At 44.2% G+C, this 8,625-nt stretch carries 5 protein-coding genes; all 5 read left to right on the top strand.

Annotated elements, in window-relative coordinates; all coding sequences use genetic code 11:
* Positions 1-756 (top strand): aminotransferase class III-fold pyridoxal phosphate-dependent enzyme (locus PLH26_RS05465; RefSeq protein ID WP_324584986.1); only part of this gene is annotated, 756 nt, incomplete at its 5' end.
* A gap of 474 nt (positions 757-1,230) precedes the next feature.
* The gene (locus PLH26_RS05460; protein WP_324584985.1) at positions 1,231-2,697 is read left to right on the top strand and encodes a hypothetical protein; all 1,467 of its coding nucleotides are present in this window, start codon (positions 1,231-1,233) and stop codon (positions 2,695-2,697) included.
* Positions 2,698-2,745: 48 nt separating this feature from the next.
* On the top strand, positions 2,746-3,546 hold the full coding sequence (locus PLH26_RS05455) for a class I fructose-bisphosphate aldolase (protein WP_324584984.1): 801 nt from the start codon (positions 2,746-2,748) through the stop codon (positions 3,544-3,546).
* 81 nt (positions 3,547-3,627) lie between these two features.
* Positions 3,628-5,376 (top strand): hypothetical protein, encoded by a 1,749-nt coding sequence (locus PLH26_RS05450; protein WP_324584983.1) that lies wholly within the window; start codon positions 3,628-3,630, stop codon positions 5,374-5,376.
* 201 nt (positions 5,377-5,577) lie between these two features.
* Complete coding sequence (locus PLH26_RS05445) at positions 5,578-8,625, top strand: SusC/RagA family TonB-linked outer membrane protein (protein ID WP_324584982.1); 3,048 nt, start codon at positions 5,578-5,580, stop codon at positions 8,623-8,625.

Here is an 8,625-nt window from a genome sequence, read left to right as displayed (position 1 = left end):
ACTATTCATAGCGACGGGTATTTCAGCTTTTATGAGAATTTTTTAAAGGAAGGTACCGTAGGCAATGTGGCGGCTTTTGTACTTGAACCCGCGCAGGGATGGGCGGGAAGCATTTTTCCACCCGACGATTTTTTCCCGAAGCTCAAAAGCCTCTGCGAAAAACATAATATACTGCTTTATGATGATGAAGTATTGGCAGGCATGGGAAGAACGGGCGAGTGGCTTACGCTGAACCACTGGAACGTAATACCAGATATTGTAACGTTCGGCAAATCATTCGGCAACGGATTTCCGGTAACTGCAATGGTGGTAAGCGAGGAAAATGGCGAAGCGCTTGAAAAAATTTCCGCTTCTTCCAGCTATGGCGGCAACCCGATGGCCTGCGCTGCCGCACTGGCTTCCATTGAAGTGATCGAAGAAGAAAATATACTGGAGAATGTAAAAAGCGTGGGCAGTTATTTCATGAAGCGGATGCAGCAAATGAAAGCAGAACATCCCATTATCGGCGATGTAAAAGGAAAAGGCTTTTTGCTGGGAATAGAGCTGGTAAAGGATAAAGCAACGAAGGAACCTTTTGTGGAAGCCGGAGTGGCGGTATACCGGAAAGCTTTTAAAAAAGGACTGGCGTGGATACCGGCAGGTCATATTCTCCGCATGTCTCCCCCGTTGATCATGGATGAAAAATATGCAAAGATTGGTATGGATATTATCGAAGATGCTATAGGTGAAGTAGAAAAAGAATTTGGATATAAATAAAAGAATGCATTTCGAATTAGTTGAGCAAGCATGCGCCTGCAAAACATAGGATATACCCTGTTTTTAGCAGGGGTCTGGCCAGCAATGTCGTTGAAACCTCATTGCAAGTTTTTAATTCGATGCACCCCAATTATGAAGTGATGTTATTTTCTTCCTTTTGCTCGTGCAAAAGGAAGCGAAAAGCACGCCGGTAAACGATATACGGCCGTTTACCGGTTCACTTCGATCGGGCTGCATTGCTACTGTGAATGCTGCTATGGTTCTCTTATCATCAACGATGATAAGTCGGCTGCTTTATTTGTAATATAACACTTAGAGCACTATAGCTGAAGTGACAGTAGCACAAAAGTTAAATCTGAGCTCCTTCCCGAAAACGGGCTGTAATCGTTTTCGGGTGGCTTTTGGTTACTTTTTCCATAAAAAGTAACAGAAAGAAAAAACAGTAACAGTAATGATTGATCTTAAAAATATTGAATGATGGCGAATAGCTCACCATACCGGTTAAAAGATGGCGGCTTGCGCATTGGCTGGGCTGCAGAAGATATAACGCCGGATGGGCCGGTATCGCTGTACGGACAGTACTACGAGCGGATCTCCGAATACGTGCAGAGCCGGTTAACCGTAACGGCATGTGCCATAGAGAAGACCACAGCTGGCGGCCGTTCAGAGCAGGCTATACTGGTTTCGATGGATGTGATCTATGCTTTAAAAGAAATGCAGGACGCCGTTCGTACCCGTCTGCAGGGAGCAATACCGGATATTGACCTGAACAAAATATTTTTGAATGCCACCCATACCCATTCGGCGCCATACCCCGAAGTAGAAAGCCGTTTCGGGGAGATATTATTAAATGGCATCTGTAAAGTTGTAGTTAATGCATGGGAAAATCGTAAATCTGCTGCGGTCAGCACCGGCTTTGATTATGCGGTTATCGGGCACAACCGCAGAGTAATGTATGCCGACGGAAATGCGGAGATGTATGGCGATACGGAGCGGGAAGATTTTTTGGCCATAGAAGGGCCCACTGATCCCGGGATCGATCTGCTTTTTACCTGGGATCTTGATAAGCAATTAACAGGTATATGGATAAATGTTGCCTGTCCGGCACAGGTAACTGAATCAAAATACTATGTGTCATCCGATTTTTGGAGTGAGGTGCGAAAAAATACAGCAAAAAGATTTGGTAAAGATATTTTTATTCTTCCTCAGTGTGGTGCGGCAGGCGATATAGCACCGCGCGACCTCACTACTCGCTATCGTGCAGGTGAACCGGATATGTGGGATGTGCCGGGTATTGTTGAAATCGGGAAAAGAATAGATCGTGTAATACAGAATGTGTATCCTTCTACCCTGGAAAAAATCACTTCTGATGTTGTTTTCTATCACCAGGTCAGGCAGATCCGGATACCCACCCGTATTGTCTCTGATGAAGAGTACCGGAAGGCTTTAGCTGTTGTTAATACCATCAAAGCTGCCGAACCGGCAGATCCGTATTCACCGCATACCGCCTGGAACCGGTTTCTGAAAGAGATCAAAGACAATGAAAAGATAAAGACACATGGACCCTGGGATAGCAAGACCTCTGATTACGGATGGTTAAGACCAATGGAAATAGTGGTACAGCAATATGAGGACAAACATCGTCCTGCATATTACGAATACGAGCTGCATGTGATGCGTATCAATGATGTGGCGTTGGCTACCAATTCTTTTGAGCTGTTTGTGGATTACGGTTTTGCAATTACGGCAAGAAATAAAGCCAAACAAACATTTATTGTACAGTTTGCCGGCGATTCCGGCGGCTACCTGCCTACGCAAAGAGCGCTCAATGGCGGCGGCTACAGCGCTATGGCGAACAATATCGGCCCCGATGGGGGTAAGGTACTGGTAGAAGAAACCATTGCGATGATCAATGCGATGTGGGATGGCGATAAGCATTAGAACCTGCAGTTATATATTTCTCTTCTATAAAATAATATAAGCAATACAATGAAAACCTACAGGCTGAACAGACTTTTTCACCCGGTATCCAAAAAATGTTTTGATGTAGCCATTGACCATGGTTTCTTTAATGAGTATGCTTTCCTGGAAGGTATAGAAAATATACAGGCAGCCGTTGAAGCAATCGTTGAGGCTGCACCCGATGCCATACAATTGACCGTGGGACAGGCGAAGTATTTACAACAGATACCCGGTAAACAAAAACCTGCTCTCGTATTGAGAACGGATGTGGCTAATGTATATGGTCAATCGTTGCCAACTGCTGCATTCAGCAAGATGATAGATCAGGCTGCTTTGCAGGCAGTAAGACTTGACGCCGCCTGTATGTGCATCAACCTGTTTTCTATACCCGGAGCACCGGAGGTTACTGCTGAGTGTATTGATAATATCATCAAACTAAAGCCGGAGGCAGATCATTACCAGATGCCGCTGATGATAGAACCGCTCGTGTTTCAACCCAACACTGAGAAAGGCGGCTATATGGTGGATGGCGATATAAAAAAGATTATTCCGCTGGTAAGACAGGCGGTGGAGCTGGGCGCGGATATCATTAAAGCAGATCCCTGTACCAACGTGCAGGAATATCATAAAGTTATTGAAGTAGCAGGTGATATTCCTGTGCTGGTACGTGGCGGCGGTAAAACAAATGATGAAGAGATCATACAAAGAACTGCGGAACTGATGCGGCAGGGCGTTGCAGGTATTGTTTATGGAAGGAATGTTATCCAGCATCATAATCCCGGCGGGATTACAAAAGCATTAATGGATATAGTGCACGAAGTTAAATAAGTTAACGATCTCTGTATGTGTTTCAGGTATTGCGGTATTCAAAAAAAAAGTTCTGTGCTTAGGATTGATACACTCTCTATAATGTTGGTTATAACTTTTGGATTTCCCAATTGTAACAATGCTAAACAATCCATCCCGACTGAACCGGTATGGGCAGTACAACTTATTGCTAACGAAAAAAGTTTTCCTGTTGTAGAAAAAATTGAGCAAATATTTATTAAACGATTGAGGGAGAGAGGAAATATTGAAGTATCGAAGAGTAAAAACTTACCATTAAAAATTGTTTTTAAAATCGAAGAAGGTGTTGGGAAAGAGGGTTTTTCTATTACAGACGGGAAAAATGGAGAAGTGACAATTACCGGAAATGATGAACGGGGATTGTTATATGGTGTTGGCAAGTTACTAAGAATATCAGAATATACTTCGGGTGGGTTTAAAGTAGGACGATGGCGGGGAACGAGCGTACCTCAAAAAAAGATCCGGGGAATTTATTGGGCTACTCACTTTTATAACTACTACCAGAATGCCCCGATTGAAGAGCTGGAACATTATGTTGAAGACCTGGGTTTATGGGGATACAATAATATTAAAGTGTGGTATGATATGCATCATTTTACATCCTTTTCTGATACCGTTGCTGTTGGTTTCAGAGAAAGGATCGCTGCTATTATGAAAGCCGCCCGGGCAATAGAAATGGGAGTCTCTTTCACTATGATCGCTAATGAAGCCTATGCCAACGACCCGGAATGCTGGAGAGCTGTACCGGGTGCCGGGCGTGGCGCGGTATATCCTGAAGATATATGTCCTAACAAACCCCGAGCGCTGGCACATGCTTTAAAATTGAGAGGAGAATTTTTTGATTGGTGCAGGCAGTTTAATCCGGAATATATCACTGTTTGGCCTTACGATCCCGGAGGCTGTGCCAGTGCCGGCTGTCAACCCTGGGGTAGTAACGGTTTCCTGAAAGCTGCCCGGGCAGTGGCGGATCTTGCCGGGGAAAAAATACCCGATACACGCATCATTCTTTCTACCTGGATGTTTGATAGCACAGAATGGAGCGGCTTACAACAACAGCTGCCTGATGTAAACAAGTGGATGGATATGCTGATGGTAGAGAAGATACCCGGGGCGGAAAAGAAGCACAAAGGATTTTTCACCAACCTCCCGGATACGGTTACCGCAATAGGATTTCCGGAAATAAGCATGTACAATAGTTTTCCCTGGGGTGGATTTGGTGCCAACCCTTTTCCGCATAAGCTTTTGCAACAATGGAAAGAGGTGAAGAATCTTTCGGCTGGCGGGTTTCCCTATTCGGAAGGAATTTTTGATGACATTAATAAGATTACATACGCACAGATGTACTGGGATAAGAATGTAGATATTGACCAGGTGCTAAAAGAGTACATACGATATGAACTGGGTGTAGCTGCTACTGATAGTGTTTTAAAAGTAATACACACACTTGAGCAGAACCATCATCTGAGGTGGTGGCCGGGAAAGCTGGAGGGTATAAAATTAACATTGGACTGGTTTCCTTCGAAAAATGTAAAACCGCAGGAGGATCCCGGGGCAGAGGATGCATTTCAAATTGCAGAAAGAACGGATGCCAACATGCTACCATGGGCAAAAGAGAACTGGCGTTGGCGCATATTATACATACGTGCCATGCTTGACGCCGAATTAAAAGTCAATGGAGGAACTCCTACCAGTAAATGCTACCAGGGATTTTGTGAATTACTAAAACTATATCATTGCGATGGAAAGACGGATCCGGTTGTAAAGCCTCCTCTTTCTGCTTCCGATTATAAATCAATGCCTGCCTGTGAATAGTGGGTATATACCGGGTCACTGCTTTTTATACCGGTTAGTAAAAGAGATAAAATCAATCCTGCAAATGAAGTGTCATAATTTGAAAATGCAGTTGTTTCTTTAGAGATTTCCTGGTAGTAATTTTAAGGTATTAATAAAATTTCGGGAATGTTTCGATAATCCTTCCTATAATAATTTTTTTTAGACTAAAACTAAAATGCAATGTTCAACGATTATTTACCATTACGGTATTTGAGTAGGCTATTGCCTGTACTCATAGTTACCTTAAGCTGCTGCTTGTATGCAACTGCGCAGCAACAGGTCATAATTAAAGGAAAAGTAGGAAATACAAAAGGCGAACCACTTGTGGGTGCCAGTATAACTATTAAAGGTACCAGCACAGGAGTATTGTCTGATATGAAAGGTGAATTCAGTATTGCGTGTACAAGCAGTGATATTTTAATTTTCACGTATAGTGGTTTCGGGCCGCAGGAAAGGCCTGTTAGCGGTACAACCGCCTGGAGTATAGTATTGGAAGAAGCACAGTCTGTTCTCAGTGAAGTAGTAGTAGCCGCGTTGGGAATTCAGAGACAAGCCAGAGGACTGACTTATGCAACGCAAAAAGTGGCAGGTACTGAGCTTACCAAAGTTCCCCAAACGAATATGATCAATGCACTTTCCGGCAAAGTTGCAGGAATGACCATCAGCAGGAGTGCGGCAGGATTGGGCGGCTCAGCCAAAGTGCTGTTGCGGGGCAGCAAATCTGCTGCAGGCAGTAACCAGCCGTTGTATGTGATTGATGGAGTACCGCTCACTAATTTTACGCGTGAATCTGCCAATGCATCGTTTTCAATGGCCGATCAGGGAGACGGTATTTCTAATCTTAATCCCGACGATATTGAAAGCATGAGCGTTTTAAAAGGCGCTTCAGCGGCATCATTATATGGCAGCCAGGCGGCCAACGGCGTTATTTTGATCACTACTAAAAAAGGCAAAGCCGGTGTTTCTAAAATTGATGTTTCCTCAGGTCTTACAGTAGACGCAGTGGCCTACACCCCTAAGCTGCAGCATCACTATGGACAAACCGCTCCGGGCTCTCCGGAGAGCTGGGGCGCACCGGTCAGTACCTCATACGACAACGTTTCAGATTTCTTTCAAAAGGGAAATACCTGGATCAACTCTGTCGGCTTTTCTTCCGGAACAGAGAAAATGCAAACTTATCTTTCTTATGCCAATACAAGCGCCAAAGGTATTGTAGAGGGTAATACAATGGGTAGGCATAATTTTAATTTCAGGCAGTCGGCGCAGTTCCTGAACAATAAACTAAAGCTGGAAGGGAACCTAAACATGATAACGCAAACTGTAAATAACAATCCGGTATTCGGATTCCAGAGCGGGCCCTTGTTCGGATTGTATACATTCCCGAGGGGGCAGGATATGTCGCCGTACAAAAAAGATTTTGAGGTGCTTGACCCTGTACGCAACTTGTATGTACAAAACTGGCCGTTTATTACTGCAGATAATCAAAATCCCTATTGGGTAATTAACAGAAATCTTTATAAGAACAAAAGGTTCAGAACGGTAACCAATATCACTGCACGATATGATATTACCGAATGGATGAATATTCAGCTCCGCGGTAATATGGACAGGACTAATGATTACAATACAGCTAAATATTATGTGGGAACGGCCGCTGTATATGCCGGTTTGAATGGTCGCTATAACGTATCTGATATTACTACTACACAGTTATATGGTGATGCATTGCTGAATATCAATAAAAACTTCAATGATATTCAGTTAACGGCGATCTTAGGATCAAGTATTACAGACAGCCGTAACGCAGGAGAAAGTCTGGGTTCAAATGAAATGTATATTCCCAATGTATTTACCATACAGAATATGAGCAGGGGCGTGGGAACTTCTTTTGGAGCAGTATCTGCGCAGCACCAGCAGTTGCAGGCAGTATTCGGCAATATCAGTCTCTCCTATAAAAACTGGTTGTACATGGATGTTACCGGCAGAAACGACTGGTCATCTAACCTGAGCTATACACCCAACGGTTCCTATTTTTATCCGTCGGGTGGCTTAACGGTATTACTGGATCAGTTGTTAAACCTGCCACAATCCATTAACCTGCTTAAGATACGGGGATCCTATGCCGTAGTTGGAAATACGGTGCCCATATATGTTACAAATCCTATCAATTACCTCACAGGGGTAGGAGACATTACATTTAACAACACCGCTCCTTTTACTGACCTCAAGCCTGAAAAGACCCGTTCGCTTGAACTGGGTGCCGAATTCCGGTTATTGCAAAACCGGTTGAGCGGTGATGTAACATGGTACAAAACCAACTCTATTAACCAGTTCTTTTCTGTAGCGGTTCCGCCGGGTACGGGATATAGCAGGAGGTTCATCAATGGAGGAGATATCCAAAACTCAGGTGTGGAGGCTTCCCTGAATTTCAGGTCTGTTAGCGGACGGAACTTTTCATGGAATACGGGATTGAACTTTGGACGTAATAAAAATGTGATCAGAAAGCTGACCGAGGAGGTGGACCAGTTCGTGCTTTCAGACGATATCAATAATTATTCTTCCATTTTGAAAGTGGGTGGATCATACGGAGACATATATGCGCAGGTATTGAGCCGGGATGAAAAAACAGGGCAGGTTTTTATCAACGATGATGGTACCCCTGTGGTACAGGGCGGTGCCAGGCAACTGGTAGGAAATGCCAACCCCGACTTCAGGTTGGGATGGAACAATAGCATAAGTTATAAATGGATCAGCCTCGATTTTTTGGTGGACGGCTCTTTTGGCGGAGAAGTGATGTCACTTACCGAGCAGATACTGGATGGGTATGGCGCATCTGCAGCCAGCGGTAAAGCAAGAGATGAAGGTGGGCTTACGGTTGATGGTATACGCTTGTCGGACAATGCGGCTGTTGCCAAAGTAGATGCTGAAAAATGGTATAAAACAGTAGGCGGCAGGCAGCATGTTACCGGAGAATATATGTATGATGCCACTACTGTTAGGGTCCGGGAGGTGTCGCTCGGCTTTACCCTTCCAAAGTCGTTCCTGACAGGAGATTTTATCAAAGGCATCCGGTTTTCGCTGATTGGAAGGAACCTGGTTTATCTGTATAAAAAGGCGCCTTACGATCCCGAACTTACCTACTCTACCGGTAACGGATACTCCGGTATTGACGTGTTCGGTTTACCTGCAACACGCAGCTTTGGCGGCAGCCTGAACGTATCATTTTAA

The sequence above is a fragment of the Agriterribacter sp. genome (assembly GCF_035444585.1).
Classification (GTDB): domain Bacteria; phylum Bacteroidota; class Bacteroidia; order Chitinophagales; family Chitinophagaceae; genus Agriterribacter.
Note: the sequence above shows the minus strand (reverse complement) of the source record. Positions and strands in the feature narration are given on the sequence as shown.

Coding starts and splice junctions, on each gene's coding strand:
- PLH26_RS05460 (WP_324584985.1), top strand. CDS start 1,231: ATGATGGCGAATAGCTCACCATACCGGTTAAAAGATGGCGGCTTGCGC.
- PLH26_RS05450 (WP_324584983.1), top strand. CDS start 3,628: ATGTTGGTTATAACTTTTGGATTTCCCAATTGTAACAATGCTAAACAA.
- PLH26_RS05455 (WP_324584984.1), top strand. CDS start 2,746: ATGAAAACCTACAGGCTGAACAGACTTTTTCACCCGGTATCCAAAAAA.
- PLH26_RS05445 (WP_324584982.1), top strand. CDS start 5,578: ATGTTCAACGATTATTTACCATTACGGTATTTGAGTAGGCTATTGCCT.